The following is a 1,298-nucleotide window of genomic DNA, read 5'->3' as shown; positions in this document are numbered from 1 at the left end:
GCGGTGGTGATGACCGGCAGCTTGGCCAGGGTGGCCATGGAGGCCAGGGCGGCGGCGTGACGGCGCAGGGTGGTCATCGGCATGTCGGCCACCGTCTGGAACAGGCCGCTCTGATGGTCGATCAGCAGCATGACGGCGTCGTTCGGGTCGATAACCGGACGCTGGCCGTTGAAGTTGGCGGGCAGGGTGGAAGCGGACATGGAAGTCTTTCCTTTCGGGCAAGGGGCCGCGATCGGACGAATGTCCGGTCAAGGCTGTCGGTTGCGGCCCGGTCCGAAGACCGGGCCTTACGTTTTCGTGAGAGGGATCAGGCGGCTGGGATGTCGCCGAAGCGGCCGCTGTTGAAGTCCGTGATGGCGGTGCGGATTTCGTCCTCGCTGTTCATCACGAAGGGGCCATAGCCGACAATGGGCTCGTCGATCGGCTCGCCGGTCAGGATCAGCAAAGTCGCGTCCGCATCGGCGCTCAGGGTGACGCTGTCGCCCTTGCGGTCCAGCAACAGGGCCTCGGCGGCGCCGGCCGGTTGGTCGCCGTTGACGGTGACGTGGCCGGACAGGACGACCACGATGGCCGTATGACCTTCCGGGAGGTCCAGCGTCGTCTCAGCATCCCGGTTCAACCGCACGTCCCACACATTGATGGGGGTGAAGGTGCTGGCCGGGCCTTTCGAGCTCTCCATCGCGCCGGCGATGATCCGCGCGGTCCCTGCATTATCGGGCAGGGCGACGGTCGGAATGTCGGCGTTCAGGATCGACTGATAGCCGGGACGGGTCATCTTGTCCTTGGCGGGCAGGTTGACCCACAGCTGCACCATGCGGAAGGGGCCGCCGCTCCGCGCAAAGGCGGGCGAGTGGAACTCTTCATGCAGGATGCCGCCGCCTGCCGTCATCCACTGGACGTCGCCGGGGCCGATGACGCCGCCTTGGCCGGTCGAGTCGCGGTGCTCGACTTCGCCGTCATAGACGATGGTCACGGTCTCGAAGCCGCGGTGGGGATGTTGACCGACGCCGCGACGCGCGGTCGTAGGCTCGAAGTTGTGCGGTCCGGCGTAGTCGAGCAGCAGGAAGGGGCTGACCTGCTTGCCGACGCTGTCATAGGAAAACAGCGAGCGAACCGGGAAGCCGTCGCCGACCCAATGGCCGCGATCATTGCCGTAACGTCCAAGAACCTTCTTCATGGTGTGTCTCCTGTGGCGACCGGACCTCGCCGATCGCGTTGCAGGCTTTATGACGATGAAACGCTGTCTTGAGCAGATTGCGAAATCGCCTCGCTGCGTCCTATCAATAGAACGATGAGAG

At 64.9% G+C, this 1,298-nt stretch carries 1 protein-coding gene and 1 pseudogene; both read right to left on the bottom strand.

The window, feature by feature from the left end; all coding sequences use genetic code 11:
* Window positions 1–200 (bottom strand): annotated as a pseudogene (locus FM111_RS13080) (hydrolase); the annotation flags it as partial.
* 107 nt (window positions 201–307) lie between these two features.
* The gene (locus FM111_RS13075) at window positions 308–1,177 is read right to left on the bottom strand and encodes a pirin family protein (protein WP_087141375.1); all 870 of its coding nucleotides are present in this window, start codon (window positions 1,175–1,177) and stop codon (window positions 308–310) included.
* Window positions 1,178–1,298 lie beyond the last annotated feature (121 nt).

Origin of the sequence: Brevundimonas diminuta 3F5N (genome assembly GCF_900163625.1) — a bacterium.
GTDB classification, from domain to species: domain Bacteria; phylum Pseudomonadota; class Alphaproteobacteria; order Caulobacterales; family Caulobacteraceae; genus Brevundimonas; species Brevundimonas diminuta_A.
This window is presented reverse-complemented; position numbering and strand designations above follow the sequence as displayed.